General features: G+C 68.4%; 15 protein-coding genes. 4 read left to right on the plus strand and 11 right to left on the minus strand.

The window, feature by feature from the left end; translation table 11 throughout:
* Positions 1–8: 8 nt before the first annotated feature.
* Together GZ67_RS0119390 and GZ67_RS0119395 are read right to left on the minus strand one after the other, a co-directional pair.
* On the minus strand, positions 9–770 hold the full coding sequence (locus GZ67_RS0119390) for an alpha/beta fold hydrolase (RefSeq protein ID WP_051662649.1): 762 nt from the start codon (positions 768–770) through the stop codon (positions 9–11).
* Positions 771–827: 57 nt separating this feature from the next.
* Positions 828–3,491, minus strand: a complete 2,664-nt coding sequence (locus GZ67_RS0119395) for a penicillin acylase family protein (RefSeq protein WP_029264123.1) — start codon at positions 3,489–3,491, stop codon at positions 828–830.
* A 288-nt stretch (positions 3,492–3,779) separates the two neighbouring features.
* Between GZ67_RS0119395 and GZ67_RS20300 the strand changes: the two genes are divergently transcribed.
* Positions 3,780–4,448, plus strand: a complete 669-nt coding sequence (locus tag GZ67_RS20300) for a GntR family transcriptional regulator (protein ID WP_231481883.1) — start codon at positions 3,780–3,782, stop codon at positions 4,446–4,448.
* Between the two features lie 55 nt (positions 4,449–4,503).
* Here the strand turns inward: GZ67_RS20300 and argG are convergent, their stop codons facing one another.
* From argG to GZ67_RS0119415, 3 genes are all read right to left on the minus strand, one after another.
* Entirely contained in the window at positions 4,504–5,949 is a 1,446-nt protein-coding gene (argG, locus tag GZ67_RS0119405; RefSeq protein WP_029264121.1) for an argininosuccinate synthase, read from the minus strand.
* A 129-nt stretch (positions 5,950–6,078) separates the two neighbouring features.
* Positions 6,079–6,309, minus strand: coding sequence for an AbrB/MazE/SpoVT family DNA-binding domain-containing protein (locus GZ67_RS0119410; RefSeq protein WP_029264120.1), 231 nt, complete (start codon positions 6,307–6,309; stop codon positions 6,079–6,081).
* Between the two features lie 124 nt (positions 6,310–6,433).
* Positions 6,434–7,699 carry an MFS transporter gene (locus GZ67_RS0119415; protein WP_029264119.1) on the minus strand — a complete coding sequence of 422 codons (1,266 nt, stop codon included), beginning with the start codon at positions 7,697–7,699 and terminating at the stop codon, positions 6,434–6,436.
* A 117-nt stretch (positions 7,700–7,816) separates the two neighbouring features.
* Between GZ67_RS0119415 and GZ67_RS0119420 the strand changes: the two genes are divergently transcribed.
* Positions 7,817–8,521 (plus strand): ZIP family metal transporter, encoded by a 705-nt coding sequence (locus GZ67_RS0119420; protein ID WP_029264118.1) that lies wholly within the window; start codon positions 7,817–7,819, stop codon positions 8,519–8,521.
* Between the two features lie 34 nt (positions 8,522–8,555).
* Here GZ67_RS0119420 and GZ67_RS0119425 read toward each other — a convergent pair whose 3' ends face one another.
* Positions 8,556–8,963 carry a pyridoxamine 5'-phosphate oxidase family protein gene (locus GZ67_RS0119425; protein WP_029264117.1) on the minus strand — a complete coding sequence of 136 codons (408 nt, stop codon included), beginning with the start codon at positions 8,961–8,963 and terminating at the stop codon, positions 8,556–8,558.
* Positions 8,964–9,164: 201 nt separating this feature from the next.
* On the opposite strand from GZ67_RS0119425, the gene GZ67_RS0119430 reads away from it, so the two are divergent.
* Positions 9,165–10,136: an alpha/beta hydrolase gene (locus GZ67_RS0119430; protein ID WP_029264116.1), complete on the plus strand. Its 972-nt coding sequence runs from the start codon at positions 9,165–9,167 to the stop codon at positions 10,134–10,136.
* Between the two features lie 69 nt (positions 10,137–10,205).
* The gene (locus GZ67_RS0119435) at positions 10,206–11,201 is read left to right on the plus strand and encodes a hypothetical protein (RefSeq protein ID WP_231481884.1); all 996 of its coding nucleotides are present in this window, start codon (positions 10,206–10,208) and stop codon (positions 11,199–11,201) included.
* Positions 11,202–11,210: 9 nt separating this feature from the next.
* On the opposite strand, the gene cls is transcribed toward GZ67_RS0119435, so the two are convergent.
* From cls to GZ67_RS20305, 5 genes are all read right to left on the minus strand, one after another.
* Positions 11,211–12,671, minus strand: coding sequence for a cardiolipin synthase (cls, locus tag GZ67_RS0119440; protein WP_029264114.1), 1,461 nt, complete (start codon positions 12,669–12,671; stop codon positions 11,211–11,213).
* Between the two features lie 118 nt (positions 12,672–12,789).
* Complete coding sequence (locus GZ67_RS0119445) at positions 12,790–13,446, minus strand: hypothetical protein (protein WP_029264113.1); 657 nt, start codon at positions 13,444–13,446, stop codon at positions 12,790–12,792.
* A gap of 128 nt (positions 13,447–13,574) precedes the next feature.
* Complete coding sequence (locus tag GZ67_RS0119450) at positions 13,575–14,678, minus strand: hypothetical protein (RefSeq protein WP_231481885.1); 1,104 nt, start codon at positions 14,676–14,678, stop codon at positions 13,575–13,577.
* Positions 14,675–15,463, minus strand: coding sequence for a hypothetical protein (locus GZ67_RS0119455; RefSeq protein ID WP_029264111.1), 789 nt, complete (start codon positions 15,461–15,463; stop codon positions 14,675–14,677). Before GZ67_RS0119455 ends, GZ67_RS0119450 begins: the two co-directional genes overlap by 4 nt.
* Before the next feature lie 149 nt (positions 15,464–15,612).
* Positions 15,613–18,189 (minus strand): RICIN domain-containing protein (locus tag GZ67_RS20305; RefSeq protein WP_197024994.1); only part of this gene is annotated, 2,577 nt, incomplete at its 5' end.

Raw genomic sequence — 18,189 nt, forward strand, 5'->3', positions numbered from 1 at the left:
ACCGACCGTCAGAGGCGGGCGGCGAACTCGTGGATCAGGCGAGCGGCGGGCTCGGAGTCGCTGATGAGTGTGCCGTGTCCGTGGTCGGGGATGACCTCGAGCGCGGCACCGGGGATCGCGTCGAGGATCTCGCGGCACCAGCTCATCGGCGCGAGCGGGTCGTCCTCACCGCGCAGCACCAGCACCGGGCACTCGATGCGCACGAAGGCGTCCTCGGGCTCGTGCACGACGGTGGCACGGATCTTGCGGATCAGGTGCGGGCCGCCCCGGAGGTACTCCCGCGCGCCGCGCCAGATCACCAGCGGCCGCTCGCCGACGAGATCGGTCAGGAGGTAGCGGGCCTGTGCCGCGATGTTGCGCGCCGCCTTGTTCACCGTGGGGCCCGCCAGCACCACGCCTTCCACCAGCGACGGATGCCGCGCGGCGAGCTCTGCAGCGATCTGGCTGCCCATCGAGTGGCCGATCACGACGACCGGGCCCGAATCCACCTGCTGCAGGTAGGCGGCGACCAGGTCGGCGTGGCGTTCCATGGTGAGGGTGCGCGTCGGCTCCGGCGCCTCGCCGAATCCCGGCAGGTCCAGGGCGATCACCCGACCCTCGAGCCGCTGCACGACGTCGAGGTAGACGCTCCGACCCATCCCGATGCCGTGCAGCAGGAGATACGTGTGCGGGCCTTCGCCGAACGTCTCGGCGATGAGCGTGGCGCCGCCGTGCTCGAACTCGAGGAGCGTGACGGTCGTACCCTTCGGGGCGAGGTAACTGGATGGCACCTCCCCACGGTAGCGGAGCAACCTGCACCGTCCCTTCAGGTCGGCGCAGCCCGCGGATCAGCCGGCCGGCGACAGGATCAGCGTGTCGACCGCTGACGTATCCACCGCCTTCGCGGAGAACGCCCACGGCTTCTGCAGCCCGACCGTCCAGTCGGCGGTCTGGTCGGTGTAGTGCTCGTGGAAGGCATGACCCGACGCGCCGGTGAGGTGGTTCCAGGTCGAGGCATCGAAGTCGGAGAGATCGATCACCATGCGCATCGACGGCACCGTCGTGGTGGCGTACGAGACGCCGAGCTCCCACCCGGTCGCGTTGACCACCGATGCGCCGCCGCCCACCGGGTACGGCCCGCGGTTGAAGAGGGCCTCGACGGGCGCGATCCCCGAGGTGCCGAGTGTGTCGCTGGTGAGGGTGATCGCGTGCAGGTCGCCCCAGTTCCAGCGGGTCGGGACGTCTCCCTGCAGGGCGACGAGTTCGTCATAGGCCTCTTCGGCGGACAACGCCAGCATTGCCTCCATCCCGTCGACGTCGATCTGCGGGTTGCTCCAGAGCGGATCGGACGGGTCGTCGAGCATGTCGGCGACGACCGTGAACAGGCGACCCTGTCCGTCGATCGGCAGGGGCTGCTCGCGCTCGCCGAAGATGTTCTGCACGAGGTTCGACCAGAGCACGTTCGCGTAGGCGGCGGCGGGGGAGGAGGCCGTGTTCTGGCCGTCCCACGGGAGCAGGAGGTCCACGGCCGACTGGACGTCCGCGCGGCTCACGTCGACGTCGGCCATGGCGGTCGCCAGCTGCGTGCCGATCCACATCTCGTCGTCCATCTGGATGTCACGCATGTCCTGTGCGGTCAGCGGAGCGGCGGCCGCGCGTCGTTCGATCAGGTGGGCGATGCGCGCCGCGCGATACCCGTAGTCCCAGTCGCGGGACAGGAAGAAGGCGTAGTCGTCGGTCACGATCGCGTTGTTCGCGGTGACGATGTACCCCGAGGTCGGGTTGTACGAGACGGGCAGCTCGTCGAACGGGATGTAGCCCGTCCAGTCGTAGCTGCTGTCCCAACCCGGCTGCGGCATCCATCCGTCGCCGGCACCGCGGATCGGGAGGCGCCCCGGTGTCTGGTAGCCGATGTTGCCCTCGGTGTCGGCGTAGATGAGGTTCTGTGCCGGCACGTCGAAGAGTGAGGCGGCGTAGCGGAAGTCGTCGAAGTCCTGCGCGGTGGAGAGGGCGAAGATCGCGGTCGCGGTCGTGCCGGGGTCGAGCGCCGTCCAGCGCAGGCTGACGGCGTACTCGGCGTCTTCCTGACCGACGGGCGGAGCGGCGGGCGCCTCGGTTCCTTCCCCGAGCGCCGGCTCGGGGTCATCGGCGATCGCGGTGAAGTCGTCGGTGAGGCCCGAGATGATGGGCCCGTGCACGGTGGAGCGGATCGTCAGCTCGATGTCCTCGCCACCGGCGACCTTGATGGTCTCGGTGCTCTGCTCGAGCGGGACCAGCGCGCCATCGCGCCAGTACTCGTCGCCGACCACCCGCTCCACGTAGAGGTCGGTGACGTCGGTGGTGAGGTTCGTGAACCCCCAGGCGACGTGCTGGTTGTGACCGATCACGATGCCGGGAAGCCCGGAGAACGAGAAGCCTCCGACGTCGAACGGGCAGGCGTCGTTCACGGTCGAGCACTTCAGCTGCACCTGGTACCAGACCGATGGCAGCGACGCGCCGAGGTGCGGGTCGTTCGCGAGCAGCGGCATCCCGGTCTCGGTGAGATCCCCCGAGACGACCCAGGAGTTCGATCCGATGCCCTCGCCGACATCGCCGACGAGCTCGCTCGCGGCCTCGATCACGTTCGAGGTCTCCTGCCACTCGATCGTGGTGGTCGCCTGCTGGATCTCGCCGTCGGATTCGGAGGGCGTGTACGCGGCGGGTTCCGCACCGGTCTCGAGTGCGGGCACCGTCGAGATCTTCGGAACGATCACCGGATTCTCGTCGAACGGGTAGTCGGGGTAGAGCTTCGCGAGTACTTCCCCGGTGTCGACCGCCTCGCCCGCCTCGTCCGCACCGGCCTTCAGCTCGGCGGCCAGGAGCGAGCGCTCGGTCTCATCCTCGATGTTGCCGCGCAGATCCCAGGCCATGGCCTTGAGCCAGGCGACCGAATCCGCGGGCTCCCACGGCTCGGGAGCGTAGTCCGGGTTCTGGATGCCGAGAACGGCATATTCGAGCGAGAGCTCGGCGCCGGACCGTGTCGCGAGGTAGGCGTTGACCCCGTCGGCATAGGCCTCGTAGTAGCCGCGCGTGGTGTCGTCCATCGCCTCGACCTCGGCTTCGGCGACGGTTCGCCAGCCGAGTGTGCGCAGAAAGGCGTCGGTCGCCGCCTGGGACTCTCCGAACATCTCGGCGACGCGCCCTGCGGTGACGTGGCGGCGGAAGTCCATCTCGAAGAAACGGTCCTGTGCGTGCACGAACCCTTCGGCGTAAAACAGATCGTCGGTCGAGTCGGCAGTGATCGTCGGGATGCCGCGGTCATCGCGCTGCACCGTGACCTCGGCCTTCAGACCGTCGAGCTCGACCGTTCCCGAGGTCTGCGGGAAGGAGCGCTGGATCGTCCAGGTCACGAAGAAGGCGGCGGCCACGGCGATCACGACGATCCCGGCCACAACGAGGAAGGAGATCCGTCCGATCCGGGCGCCCAGTGAAGGGCGCGTGGATACGGCGGACTCCTGCGAATCGGTCATCATCGTCGAGAACTCTTTCGGGTAGACAGGTGGAACTCAGTCCCACCGAGCCCCAGTGCGCGTTTCAGGGTCGCGCCTTCGCATCATATCCGCCCGAGCGCTCGTGGATCATCCATTCAGACGAATGTGTTATGTTACCCGTTGCGCTCTGCGCAGAACGGGGACGATGCGGAGGCTCGGCGCGATTACGTCCGGGCCGCCATGTCGGCCGCAACGAGTGGTGGGGGAACCACTGTGGTCGAAGGAGGGTGTGATTTGGTGGGCATGGATGGTGCGCTGGAACGGCGTTCGGTGAGTGACGACGTCTATCACCGGCTGCGGGACGCGATCGTCGACGGTGAGCTTCGGCCGGGCGAGCGGATCCGCGACTACGAGCTGGCGGCGGATCTCGGGACGTCGAAGACGCCGGTGCGGCACGCGCTGGCGCGACTTGCCGAGGGGGGACTCGTCGAGATGCAACGTAACCGCTACACGCGCGTGGCGCCCCTCGATCTGGACCGCATCCGAGACGCGATCGCGCTCTTCGGTGACATCTGGATCGGTTCGGTACGCCACGCGATGCCGCTGATCCAGGCCGACGACGTCGCCTATCTCGTCGATCTGACCGAGGACATGTCCGCTGCGGTCGTCGACCACGATGTCGTCGAGTTCGGTGGCGCGTTGCGCGCCATCGTGACCGGGTTCGCGCGCATTGAGGGCAACACCACGCGGGTGACCGTCATCGAGTTCCTCGGCCCGCAGATCCGTCGCTTCACGCAGCACGCGCGCGGCGTGTTCGACTGGGTGGCGGTCGAGCGATCCACCGTCGCCATCCGTGAGGCCATCCGACAGCGCGACGCGGCCGGAACCCGTGCTGCCATCGTGACGCTCTTCGACGAGGTGCTGCCGGGCATCATCGACCGCGCCGAGGAGCTCGACGCCGCTGACGAACGGCGCAGCGCCGGCGACTCACCCGCCTAGCGGGTGCACCCGTCCGGCGCCGGCAGCCCGGGCTGCCAGCGCCGGCAGTACGACGTCAGTCGGTGCCGGAGTCGAACGCCGCGCCCTCGGACGCCGTGTCGACGGCATCCGCCAGGTTCTCGTCGGCTTCGGAGATCGACCCGTGGACCGACTCGGTGATCTCGGCGGACTCTCCGGCGGTCACCCGGCCGACCAGCTCGCCGGTCGCGCCACCCACGAGGCCCAGGCCTGCGTACTGCTCGAGGCGGGCACGCGAGTCGGCGATGTCGAGGTTGCGCATCGTGAGCTGGCCGATACGGTCGACCGGGCCGAAGGCGGCGTCGCCGACGCGCTCCATCGACAGCTTCTCGGGGCCGTAGGACAGGTTCGGCGAGACGGTGTCGAGGATGGTCCAGTCGTCGCCGCGGCGCAGACGGATCGTCACGGTGCCCGAGATCGTCAGGCCGACCCAGCGCTGGATCGACTCGCGCAGCATGAGCGACTGCGGCTCGAGCCAGCGGCCCTCGTACATGAGGCGACCGAGGCGGCGACCCTGCTCGTGGTAGGTGGCGAGGGTGTCCTCGTTCAGGATGCCGTTGACGAGACGCTCGTAGGCGATGAAGAGCAGCGACATGGCCGGGGCCTCGTAGATGCCGCGCGACTTCGCCTCGATGATGCGGTTCTCGATCTGGTCGCTCATGCCGAGGCCGTGGCGACCACCGATCGTGTTCGCCTCCATGACGAGGGCGACCGGGTCGGAGTACTCGACGCCGTTGATGGCGACGGGACGGCCGGCCTCGAACGTGACGGTGACGTCTTCGGTCTCGATCGCGACGGACGGGTCCCAGAACTTCACGCCCATGATCGGGTCGACGGTCTCGAGCGAGACGTCGAGGTGCTCGAGGGTCTTCGCCTCGTGCGTGGCGCCCCAGATGTTCGCGTCGGTCGAGTAGGCCTTTTCGGCAGAGTCACGGTAGGGGAAGTCGCGGGTGACGAGCCAGTCACTCATCTCCTTGCGGCCGCCGAGCTCGGTGACGAAGTCGGCGTCGAGCCACGGCTTGTAGATGCGCAGGCGCGGGTTGGCGAGCAGGCCGTAGCGGTAGAACCGCTCGATGTCGTTGCCCTTGTAGGTGGAGCCGTCGCCCCAGATGTCGACGCCGTCTTCCTTCATGGCGCGCACCAGCAGCGTGCCCGTGACCGCGCGGCCGAGGGGCGTGGTGTTGAAGTACGTCTTGCCGCCGGAGCGGATGTGGAAGGCGCCGCAGGAGAGGGCGACGAGGCCTTCTTCGACCAGGGCGGTCTTGCAGTCGATCAGGCGCGAGGCCTCGGCGCCGTACTCCAACGCACGGCCCGGGATCGACGCGATGTCGTCTTCGTCGTACTGACCGAGGTCGCCGGTGTAGGTGAAGGGCACGGCGCCCTTCTCGCGCATCCACGCGACGGCGACGGAGGTGTCGAGTCCTCCGGAGAAGGCGATGCCGACGCGCTCGCCGACGGGCAGGGACTGGAGGACCTTGGACATGCTTTCCAGTCTATCCGCGTGCGGCGTGTCGCCCCGTGCCGCGTGAAGAGCGGAGAAGACTCGCTTCGGATGCGGGGGACTTCGACCCCTGATGCGGCATACGAGGCGGCCGTGGTGCTGATGCGGAGATCAGCGCTGGTCGGCTAGCCGGAGCTCCCGGATGTCGTCCGCGGTGAGTGTCGGTCCGCCCGTGATGACGAGACGTCCGTCCTTCTCGAACAGGTTGTCCGGGGCGTCGATCTCGATACGGATGCCGTTGCCGTCGAGGACCAGCTCAACAGGGCCGGGGACCAGTCCGACCCTCTCGCGGAGGGCGGCGGGAATGACGATCCGTCCCGACTTGTCGATGTGTGCCTTCATGCCATCACGATGGCATGCGCCCTCGGATGCGCACCATGTCTTTCGGATGATTGCTGTGCTTCATATCAGCGGTGCGTACTCAGTGCGCAGAGTATGCGGCGACGTTCCTCACGCGGGATGCCGACTACTCCGACCGAGCGACATCCTCATGGCGTGCCGTGCGCAGCGGGGAGAACAGGACGATCAGCGCGGCGACCGTGAACACCACCACGGCCACCGCGATCGTCACGCGGTAGCCGAACGCGGTGGCGAGGCCGCCCGCGAGCAGTGCGCCGACGAGGAAGGTGACGCGGTTGACAGTGCGGATCGACGCGTTCAACCGCCCTTGCATGTGGTCGGGGGCTGCGGCCTGGCGGTAGCCCATCTCATTGGGATCCTCCAGACCCATACCCAACCCGAACAGGAGCTGCCCGATTCCGAGGGTGATGGCGACGATCGCGAGAGAGGTGATGTCCGAGAGCGGGAGGACGACGATCGCGGTCCAGGCGAACGCCGACAGGATGCGTCCGGTGAGCACGGCGCCGCCCACGCCGAATCGTCTCCCCGCCATCGGGGCGAGGAGAGCGCCGGCGAATCCGCCGACGCCGCCCATCGCGAGGACGATGCCGAACATCAGCGGACTCAGTCCGAGTTCTCTCAGCGCATAGGGGGCGAATGCGGTCAGCGCGATGCTGTTGCCGAGGAACCAGACGTTGATCGATGCGGCCATCGGGGCGAGCGTGCGGTGGGAGTACGTCCAGCGCAGGCCCTCCATGATGTCGTGTCCGAGGTGGCGGCCATCGGTCCGGCGCTGCGCCTTCGCCTCCTCGACACGGATCCGACTCAACAGCACCGCGCTCACGACGTACGCGACGGCGTCGATCAGGATCGCGAACGGAGCGCCCAGCCAGCCGACGAGGGCACCGCCGACGGCGGGGCCCGTGGTCTGGGCGACCGTGCCTGCCTGGCCGAGGCGCGCATTCGCGGCCACGAGCTGATGCCGGGGCACGAGGCGGGGGAGCATCGGCTGCGCTGCCGAGTCCGCGATGAGGGTGAGCGCGCCGTAGAGCAGGAACAGGGCGCCGAACGACCAGACGGTCAGAGTCCCCGTGAGCCACAGCACGGGCACGAGCGCCAGCGTCAGCGCACGGCCGATGCTTGCGAAGACCATCGCCGGCTTGCGCCGCCATCGGTCCATCAGTGCGCCGACCACCAGGCCGAAGAGCAGGTAAGGCACGACGTTGGCCGCGTTGAGCAGGCCGATCTCGAACGGAGTGGCGTCCAGCGTCGTCACGATCAGGACCTGGAACGCGATCGCGGTCACCGCCCCGGTGAACGCGCCGAGGGTGGAAGACGACCAGTAGAGGGCGAACGCGGGGACGCGCAGCACCTCTTTGGGTCTGTCGCTCATTCCGCCTCGCTCCGTCGCCGCCCGCTGCTGTCATCCTATTCACCGCCTTCTCCCCTGGTGGGTCGAGCCAGGGAGACGCGGAAGGAGGTGGGAGAGTGGGCCGCACGGAGGTGCGACATGGGCGAAGCAGTCCTGTGGGGTGTGGTGGCGGCCGCGCCGCTGTTCATCGGCGCGGTGCTCGCCCTGCTCCGGAAATGGCCGCCGCGGTGGCTCGGCATCGTCCTCGGGTTCGGCGCCGGTGCCCTCATGGCCTCGATCGCGTTCGAGCTCTGGGAAGAAGGGCTCGACCTCGCCGGTCCCGTCCCGCTGGTGGTCGGCGTCGCGGCCGGCGCCATCAGCTACTACATCGCCGATCGCATCCTCGATGCCCGTGCCGCGAAGACCAAGTCGCAGGCGGGTGGAGGCCAGCTCGCGGTCGGTGCCCTGCTCGACGGGATTCCCGAGCAGCTCGTGCTCGGCATCGGCCTGGCATCGGGAGAGCCGGTGAGCATCGCGCTCGTCGTGGCCATCCTCGTGTCGAACCTGCCCGAGTCGATCGGGTCGGCCGCCGACCTGCTCGAGGGCGGCATGGCGAAGTCTCGAGTGCTGCTGCTCTGGGCGGGGGTGGCCGTGATCTGTGCGGCGGCGACCGTCGCGGGCTTCGCATTGGCGAGCGTGACGGGCGACGCCTTCCGATCCGCATCGAGCGGCTTCGCGGCCGGAGCGCTGCTGGTGATGCTCGTCGACTCGATGATCCCCGAAGCGCAGTCCAAGGCGAAGGAATCGACCGGGCTCGCGACCGTGCTGGGCTTCGCGCTCGCCGCGGGGCTGGCGTTGGCGTGAGAGCGCGCGCGACGGCAGACCCCGCCGCTGCGTCTCAGATCTTCGGGTGTGCCGGCTCTCGGCGTACGCTGCGACCGGAGATGCTGTCGATGTGCAGGACAAGAGGGAGACTGCGATCCTCACCCGCCCAGGGGTGCACGCGAGCGGTGATGTCGGCCGCCACTTCTTCGGCCGCTCGGGAGAGGCTGCCGTGCAGCAGGACGCTCCACGCCGTGCTCCCGATCGGATCGTGATAGTCCACCTCGAACGAGACCTCGACGGGCGCCTGCGTCAGGTCGGCCAGGAGGCCATCGGGCGACGTCCTCAGAAGCAGCTCCTGCCCCGACACCGCGAAGTTCACCGGGTGGATCTGCACCCGCCCGTCATGGACGAAGCCGATGCGTCCGATCGTGGTGGTGCTCAACAGGTCGTAGGACTGCTGTTCATCGAGTTCTCGGATCATGCGCATTCCTTCCCTCTGGCGCCAGGCTATCCGGGGCGACACGCCCCTTCAAGGGAGTCCGCCACCGGCGGAACCGCGACCCCGCCACCCGGCGGACGGGAGGCGTCGGATCCGCCGTGGCTGGCGGGTTACCCTCGGATGCGGCGTGCACGAGGCTGGCGGGAAGCCGCCGCGATGGCGGCCGAGGACAAAGGAGTTCTGATGACTGACACGACCCTGGCACGCCCGCCCTTCGATCCCGAACTCGAAGCCGCCCTCGCCCTCGTGGGCGACCAACTGCCGTCCACGCTCACGCCGGAGATGATCCCGTTCCTGCGCCAGTCACCGGTCGGCGGCGAGGATGAGATCTTCGCTGCGCTCGCCGAGCGCGGGTTCACCTTTCGCGACGTGTCGATCCCCGGCCACGGGGGTGACGAGATCGTGGTCTCCGTGATCGAGAAGGAAGGCCGCACCGGCACGGGTCCCGGCTTCTTCCACACCCATGGCGGCGGGATGATCATCGGCAACCGCTGGCTCGGTGTCGTCGGCTTCCTCGACTGGGCCGAGCGCTTCAACGGCGTGATCGTCACGGTCGAGTACCGGCTCGCCCCCGAGTTCCCCGATCCGTACCCGGTGGAGGACTGCTACGCCGCGCTGCTGTGGGCGGCCGAGAACGCGGGGGAGCTCGGCATCGACCTGTCACGCCTCATGATCGGCGGCGGGAGCGCGGGCGGCGGTCTGGCTGCCGGCACCGCTCTGCTGGCCCGTGACCGGCGAGGCCCGGAGCTGATCGGGCAGCTGCTCATCTACCCGATGCTCGATGACCGCGACGAGTCGGTCTCGACCCACCAGATCGACGGCATCGGCATCTGGGACCGTGGGTCGAACGTCACGGGATGGACGGCCCTCCTGGGCGACCGCAAGGGCACCGACGACGTCTCGATCTACGCCGCCCCGGCCAGGGCCACCGACCTCAGCGATCTGCCGCCCGCGTTCATCGACTGCGGCAGTGCCGAGGTGTTCCGCGACGAGGATGTCGCCTACGCCACGAAGCTCTGGGAGGCCGGGGTCCAGGCCGAGCTGCACGTGTGGGCCGGCGGCTTCCACGGCTTCGACATGTTCGCCCCCCACACCGCCGTCGCGCAGGCCATGCTCGCCGCGCGGGACAACTGGGTGAACCGCTTGCTCTCCTGAGTCCGATCCCACCCTGCGGGGCCGAACCGACCCCGTAGGGTGGAATCCCCGTGCGCGATGGAGCCCGACATGCAAGATCTGCTGGGGCGGCTCACCGCCCTCGACCCGGATGCCAGCGAGACGCTCAAGGTCGTCACCTACTTCGATGCCCTCGTCGCCCGATCCGTCGGCGTGGAGAGCATGCTGCGCGGTGCCGCGGTGCTCAGCGGCGCGACGGTGGGGCAGCGTGACGGACGGCAGATCGTGCGCGTGCGGGCCGACGGCGTGCGCATCGACCCGATCGAACCGTCGCATGCCTGGCCGGTGCGGGAGAGCGGGCCGGGAGCGGTCGCGTGGATCGAGCGGGAGGGGCCCGCGCACACGAACGACACGATGATCTTGGAGCGGCTGAGTCTCGCCCTCGGCATCATCCGCGCGCGCCGCTCGGTGGGACCGGAGAGCGCGGTCGAACTCGCGATCAGCTCGTACGCGGGAGCCGACGAGCGCGCTGCCGCCCTGCCCCGGCTCCGGCTCGGCGCGAGCACGCTGCGCCTGGTCGCCTCACCGCCTGATCCTGCGCCCCTGCCGCAGCATCCGTCGGCTGTGGTCGCCACCCGGCACGGCCTGACCCGCGCGACGATCCTGGATGCCGAGACGGAAGCCGTGAGCGCCTGGCCCGACGGCGAGGGGCTGCGCCTCGGTCTCGGAACCGCGGGGCCGGGGGAGTACCTTCCGCGGTCGTGGTCCTCCGCGTTGGTCGCCGTCCGATTGACCAGTCCCGCAGAACCGGTCGTCGATGTCGCCGAACTCGGAGCCCTGCTGCTCGTCGCGGAGGCCGCCGAGCAGGGTCCGCTCCATCCGGATGCCGCCGCGCTCGCCGCCCTCGACGACCGCAGTCGCGAGCTTCTCGACGCCGTCGCCGAGGAGCAGAGCGTGCGCGCCGCAGCCCTCCGCCTGGGCCGACATCACTCCAGCGTGCAGGAGCGGTTGACGGCGCTCGTCGAGGGCCTGGGCTACGACCCGCGTACCTCTCGAGGGCACGCCCGGTATGTGCTCGCCCGGTTGCTGCTGACGCTCGGGTCCTGAGCGGGCGACTCAGTTCAGTGCCGACGTCAGCCGGAACACCCCGTCGAGGAAGGTCGACTTCGCGGGCTCGCGCAGCCACTCGTCGAGGGTCAGCTCACGCCCCGCGGTGCGGTACTTCTGCTCGACCTCGCGCATCTGCGCCACGAAGGACTCTCCGCGCACGAGCAGTGACATCTCCGAGTTCAGGCTGAACGAGCGGATGTCCATGTTGCTCGAGCCGATCACGGCGATGTCGTCGTCGATGGAGAAGTGCTTCGCGTGCAGGATGTACGGCGGCGGGTAGAGGAAGATCCGCACGCCCGCGCGCAGCAGTGTCTCGTAGTAGGAGCGCTGCGCGTGATAGACCATCCCCTGGTCGCCGAGCTCGGAGACGAACAACTGCACATCGAGTCCACGCTGGCAGGCCGTGGTGATCGCGTAGATCATGGCCTCGTCGGGCACGAAGTACGGGCTGGTGAGGATGACCCTCTCGGTGGCGCCGTGGATGAGGGAGAGGAACATCCGCAGATTGTTCTCGGTGCCGTACGCCGGACCGCTCGGCACCATCTGGCAGTGCAGGTCGCCGCCCGCGGGTCGCGGCACGGCGGAAGCCGGAACCCGCTCGACGGTGGACAGATCCTCGCCGGTCTCGATCAGCCAGTCGGAGAGGAAGACGGCGTCGACCTGGGCGACGACCGGACCCTCGACCCGCGCGATCAGCTCCTGCCACATCAGTCCGCGCTTGATGTTCTTCTCCGCGTTGTAGTCGCGCGAGATGAGGTTCTGCGAGCCGACGAACCCGACCCTCCCGTCCACGACGACGAGTTTGCGGTGGTTGCGCAGGTCGGGTCGCTGGTACTGACCCTTGAACGGCCGCACCGGCAGCATCCACGACCAGGACACGCCGATCCGGTCGAGCTCGGCGAACGTCTCCTCGGACTTCGGGATCTTGCGGGAGGCGATGTAGTCGGCCAGCAGACGCACGGAGACGCCGCGGGCGACGGCCTTCTCCATCGCCGTGAAGAATCCGCGGGTCGTGGCGTCCGACGCGGCGATGTAGAACTCGACGTGCACGTACCGCTCGGCCGTGTCGATCGCGGCGGCCATGGCATCGATCGACCCCTGGTAGTCGTCGATCAGCTCCGCCGACGAATCACCGACCACCGGCAGTCCCGTGAGGGCGTGATTCTGCTGAGCCACGCGCTGGAGCCACCGTGGAGCCTGTGCGTCGGGATGGTCGACGGCCTCCGCTGCGATCATCGCCGTGATGCGCTGCTGCTCGTCGCGGCGCTTCTTCGGCAGTCGGAAGTTGCCGATCAGCAGGTAGAGGCCCATACCGACGAAAGGCACGAGGAACACGAGCAGCAGCCAGGCCATCGCGGCCGTGGGCTTGCGGTCGCGGGGGATGTAGATCAGTGCGATCACATTGATGGCGAGGGCTGCGAGGGCCAGGATCGTCCAGATCAGGTTCGCGGAGAGGAGCGCGTCCATGGGGCCTCCTTCGAGGGCATGCCTGAGTGTGGCACGCGGTGCGACGGGCGCGGTGCGCGGCTCATCCTGCACGGGTGGGGCGTTCGCGGCGTCGGAGTGTGCCGCGCGTGACGAGGTATCAGCGCGAGGGCAACTTCACGACGTCGAACTGCACCTGCGCGTCACCGGGGATGTCTGCGACGACGCTCTGGGTGTTGCTCGTCCCGGGAGTCAACCGGTCTTCGGGGAAGGCGGCCGTGATCGTGTACTCGCCCGGGTAGACGAGGTACAGCGACGGGGCGGTCCCCGCATCGGAGGACACGGTGTCGGCGATGCCGGGGATGCGGAACGGCGCCGGCTCGAAGGAGACCTTGCTCTGCACCGCGTCGACGAACAGCGAGAGCGTCAGGGACTGCGTGAGCATCCACTCGGCTGACTTGTCGTCCCAGCGCACGTCCAGCGACGACTCGTGCGGTCGCCCGGCCAACTCGTAGCGGAAGAGCACGCGGCGCGTGTCGTCGTCCCCCTCCACCGCGCGTGCTTCCGGCTCCACCGAGATGTCCGTGATGCGGCTGTCCGCCGCCTGCAGGACGGCATCGGTGCGGAGCGACTCGAAGTCGCCGGCTTCTTCGGTCGTCGTGCCCTCATGCTGAGCGACGACGGCTCTATCGTCGAGGGCAGTCGCCGTGGTGGCATCTCCTTCGGAGATCGCGGCGAGGTACTCGCTCACGATCGCTGTCGGATCGGACCGCTGGGCGCCTCCAGCGCACGAGGTCAGGACGATGCCCGACAGCACGATGAATCCTGTGGCCGCCAGGACTGATTGTCTCTTCGATCTGCGCAATGTACAGCTTCCTCCATGTGATCAGGTCAGAGCGCCATGCCGTTTTCTCGGTTCGGGTTCCGCGCTGCACCGAAGCACGGTCACTCGAAGCCGGGGTACTCCTGCAGCTTCGTCTCGAACTCGTCGCGGTCGTCCTCGCCGAGCACACCGCTGGCGATCACGACGAGCTGCAGACCTTCGAGTGGTTCCCCGGTGCGGGCCGTCTGGGCTTCGCGCGCGGCGAGGAAGCCGCCGTCCCGGTCGTTCGACAGGTCGTAGATGTTGGCGTAGAAGCGCATCGGATCGGGGTAGTTCTCGGTGTAGTACTCCCACGTGTGCTGCGTGCGGGGATCATCGCTGCCGTAGAGCTTCGCGATCATCGACGGGTCGATGCCCGACCCGGTCGGGTCGTTGAAGGAGTAGAGCTCCCACAGGCCGTGCCGCACGACCTCGTCGTTGATCGCGGCCATCACCGCTTGCTTGCGCGCGTAGCCCTGCACGGGCTGCTCGGTCGCCCACGCCGCGGAGGTGTACTCGACGAGCATCGATTCGCCGCCGTAGCCGTTGCGTTCGGGGCGCAGGTCCTCGTCGCCGACGGGGACCCAGGTGTATCCGAACTCCTGGGTGAGCCGAGTCCGGATGTCGGCGAAGAGCTCTTCGGACTGCGCGCGCACCTCCTCCAGGGACTGCTGCCCGAGCGTCTCCTGCGGATCGGTGCCTTTGATGCCGGGGTACGCCTCGGCGTGCTTCTGATCGGCGGACTTGGCGCCCTGGTAGCTGCCTGCGGCCGAGGTCTGCAGCGCGCTCATGCCGCCGACGGTCGCGACGTTGAACAGGACGGTCACGATCAGCGCGATCGCCCCCAGCTTCCGTGCCCGCGGTGAGAACAGGGCGGCGACGACCGTGCCGACGACCACGAGTTGCGCCGTGAGCATCGTGACGCCGTAGAGCACGTCGGTGCCGCCGGCGACCAGCGTGCCGAGCAGGGTCAGCGCGAACAGGACGGCGACGGTGAGGGCGATCCACCCGAGGGCGTTCGCCGGCTGCTTCGGTTCCGGGGAGATCGGGGTCGGGGCGACGGCGGATTCACGGGCGGGGGGCGAAGCCTGGCGTCGCGCACCGTGATAACCGCCGGGCGGAGGGACGGGAGGAGCCCCTTCGGCGCCGGCGAGATAGCGCGCTCGTTGCTGCTCGTGATCGCTCACCACGGCTTGTCCGTTCCCGTGCCGCCGGGCTCGTCGCCCTGCTGTTGATCCCGCTCCTGCGTGCCCTGCTCGAGCTTGCCCTCGAGCTCGTCGAGCTTGCCCTCGGAAGGCTGCTCTTCTTCACCGGGCTGCTGCTCGGGTTCCTGCGGATCCTGCTGTTGCTCCTGCTGCTTCTGCTTGAGCCGATCCTCGGTGCCGTCGAGGGTGTCGGACATGTCGCGCTGCGGGTCGGAGGACTGCTGCTGCGCCTCGTCGCTGTGGCATTCCTCCGGCGTTTCGACCGTGATGGTCAGCGCCTCGCCGTAGAACTCGGCGGCGGCGGCACCGTCGCCGTCGGCACGCGCGGCGTCGCCCATCCGCTCGACGACGAGCGCGAGGTTGATCCGCACCCCGCACACCTCCAGTCCGGTGGCGAGGTCGAGTGCCTCTTCGAGCTCGGCCCTGGCCTCGGGCAGCTGCTCGGCCGCGCCGAGGGCGGTGCCGATATTGAACGGCGCCTTGTACTGTTCGAACCAGTTGAGGAAGTCCTGTCCGCGCGCCGAGGCTTCGGAGCCTGCGAAGTCGTCGACCACGTAGGCGGTGATCGCCTGGTGAGCGAACGCGTACATGCTCAGCAGCTTGCCCACGAAGAGCAGCGCCGCGAGGGTGAGCGGGATGGTTCCGATCGCGACCCACCGGCGGATGCTGCGGCGACGACGGTTCGAGCGGAGCAGCGCGGCCGCTGCCTCGTTCGGGAGGGATGCGCGGTGCGCGTCGGCGACGGGGCGTGTCGAAGCGTGCGTCACGCTCCACCTCCTCGCCGCTCGTCCCATGCGGCGGCAGACGAGGGTCCTCGAATCGGCACGGGAAGCGGTGAACATCCTATCCGCGTAACCTCCCAGCACAGCAGCGTCGGCCTCGAGGGAGTCCCCGAGGCCGACGCAGTCGCGTTCGGCTATCCGGCGCGGAGGGCGAACTGGTTGTTGTTCGACGGTGTGGTCCCGCAGGCGGCCTGCTCGAAGATCGCACCGTCGGCGAGGTTGCCGTTGGTGAGTGTGAGACACATGCCCGAGTGGCTGGCGATGAGCTGGGCAAATCCGCCGGCGGTGTCCTTCACGGTCCAGAGGAAGTTGCCGGTGTCACCGCAGGTGTACTGGATGACCTTGTTCGTCTTCGAGAGGGAGACGGCCAGGCATGCACCCGAGGAGGCGTTCTTGAGCTGGATCCGTCCGTCGGCTTTCGGGATGACCGTCCATTTCTGCAGCGCAGTGCCCGTGACGGGCTGCTGCACGGTTTGGTCGGTGCTGTTGTTGGTGAGACCGACCGCCTTGCCGCTGGCCTTCGAGACGATCGTCTGCCCCGGGGTGCCGAGCAGGAACTGGTTGTTGTTCGATGTTCCGCAGGCGGCTTGCTCGAAGATCGCACCGTCGGCGAGGTTGCCGTTGGTGAGTGTGAGGCACAGACCGGAGTGGTTGGCGATGAGCTGGCTGAAGCCCCCGCCGACATCCTTCTGGGTCCAGAAGAAGTTGCCGGTGTTGCCGCAGGTGTACTGGATCACCTTGTTCGTCTTCGAGAGGGACACTGCCAGGCACCCACCGGAGGACGCGTTCTTCAGCTGGATTCGCCCGTCGGCCTTGCGGATGACCGTCCATTTCTGCAGCGCGTTGCCCGTGACGGGCTGCTGCACGGACTGGTCGGCGCTGTTGTTGGCGACGCCGATCGCCTTGCCGCTGGTCTTCGAGATGACCGTCTGCCCGGGAGTTCCGAGCAGGAACTGGTTGTTGGCGGCCGCTGCGGTACCGCAGTCGCGCTGTTCGAAGGTCGCGCCGTCGGCGACGTTGCCGTCTTTGAGCGTGAGGCACTTGCTGGAGTTGCTGGCGATGAGCTGGCTGTAACCCCCGCCGGTATCCTTCTGGGTCCAGAAGAAGTTGTCACCGTTGCCGCAATCCCACTGGACCACGTTGGCGCCATCGTCATTACTCGGGCCGGACACGGCGAGGCATCCGCCCGTTGAGGCGTTCTTCAGCTGGAAGCGCCCGTCGGTCTTCGGGATGACGGTCCACTTCTGCAGGGCGTTCCCCGTGGTGGGCTGCTGCACAGACTGCGGATTGCTGTAGTTGTTCACGCCGACCGCCTTGCCGCTGGTCTTCGAGACGATCGAGAGCTGGCCGGTCGGGTTCGAGGTGGGGGTCGTGGCCCGGCTCGAGGCCGTGTTTCCGCTCGCGTCCTTCGCAACGACCGTGTACTGGACTGTCGCTTCTGCCGGCGCCGACGTGTCGACCAGGCCGACGACAGGACGCTTCCACCACGTCGCCTCGGCCGTGGCGGTGGCGACCGGCGTCGCGGTTCCGGACCGGTAGAGCTCGTACGTCAGCTTCAGGTCATCGCGGTCCCAGTTCGCCGGGATGGTGACACCGACTTGATTCTGACCCGTGCGAACGGCTGTCGGTACCCAGTCGTCGCCGGAGAGGCGCGGCTTGTCCTTCGCTCCGCCGGGAGGCGTGGTCGAGAAGCGGACGATGCCCTCGAACTGGCCGTTGTTGACGGAACGGAACTCGCCGCCGATGGAGATCATGTTCCCGGTTCCGGTGATCGACAGGCCCGCCTGACCCAGTCCCGAGGTCACGCCGACGGCCCAGTCCGGCGACCACGCGTAGGCCGAGGGAGCGGGCGTGCCCGCCCAGTCCTTGTACTTGGGAGCCGCAGGCTGGTGTCCGAGTGTTCCGCGCGCGTCGGCCGTGAAGGCTTCGGAGTAGCGGTGCGTGGTCTTCGGCTGCTCCGGGTGCAGGCCGACAGTCCCGCAGGCGTGGGTGTGGCTCGTGGTGTAGACCACCTTGCCCGTGGAGTAGACGCCGTAGTGGTCCCCGAGGCAGTCGGCGACCCAGCGGATCTTGCCTGTGCCGGCCTCGGCGGCGAACGCGCCTTCCAGGTTGACCGTCTCGCCCACATCGTAGGCCCAGCCGGTGCCGTAGACGCCGGTGGTATCGGTCGTGAGGCCGAAGATACCGGCTTGACCTGCGGACCGCGCGGTCGTCCCGTTCTTCACCGTGTTGGGTACCTGCCACGCAGTGTCCACCGTGCCGGTGGTCTTGTCGACCGCGCCGATGCCACGCAGTGCGCTGTTGCCGCTGATCTGCGAGAAGCGTCCGCCGATGATCGTGTTCGCCCCGGCGGGGTCCATGACGAGGGCGTCGACCTGAAGGTCGGTCTGTGGTGCCCAGGGCAGCAGCTTGCCATCGGGCGCGTTGAACGCGGTGAGGTTCTTCCTGGCCGTGCCGTTGGCCTGGGTGAACAGCCCACCGGCGTACACGCTCGTCCCGGAGGTCGTCAGCGCGTAGACGCCCGATCCGCCGATCGACGGGATGAAGCCCGGCACCAGTTCGCCCGTCGTGGGGTCGAGGGCGGCGATGTTCCAGCGGTCTTTGCCGTTGACGGAGTTGAAGGAGCCGCCGATGTAGATGCGGCTGCCGTCCGGTGACGCGGCGACGGCCTTGATGACCCCGTTGACCTTCGGTGCGAACGGCAGCAGCGC

Origin of the sequence: Microbacterium sp. Cr-K20 (assembly GCF_000708325.1) — a bacterium.
Classification (GTDB): Bacteria; Actinomycetota; Actinomycetes; order Actinomycetales; family Microbacteriaceae; genus Microbacterium.